Source organism: Chryseobacterium sp. SIMBA_029 (assembly GCF_046535275.1).
Classification (GTDB): domain Bacteria; phylum Bacteroidota; class Bacteroidia; order Flavobacteriales; family Weeksellaceae; genus Chryseobacterium.
In genome coordinates, this window is sequence record NZ_JAWRXA010000093.1 from 1 (window position 1) to 362 (window position 362).

Annotated in this window: 1 pseudogene; it reads left to right on the forward strand. The window is 56.9% G+C overall.

Annotated features, from left to right (window positions below):
- Nucleotides 1–362, forward strand: a pseudogene (locus tag SB679_RS23360) (hybrid sensor histidine kinase/response regulator); the annotation flags it as partial.

Genomic DNA, 362 nt, shown 5'->3' on the forward strand with positions numbered 1-362 from the left:
GCAGTCAGCAAACTCAGCGAAGGAGCAACAACCTTCTCGTTCGAGAACCGCTATCAGGCTCGGGATGGTGGCTATCGGACGATTTCATGGACCGCCGTTCCGGATGACAATTACATTCATGCGGTCGGACGCGATGTGACCGACGAACGTGAGGCTGCCGCAGCCCTTCGCAACACCGAGCTTGCACTCCAGCAGGCACAAAAGATGGAGGCCATCGGCAATCTGACGGGCGGCGTAGCTCACGATTTCAACAACCTGCTGCAGGTGGTTGCCGGCAATCTCCAACTGCTGATGAAGGATGTTGCCGGCAACGACAAGGCAGAGCGAAAAATTTCGAACGCTCTGGCTGGCGTCAATCGTGG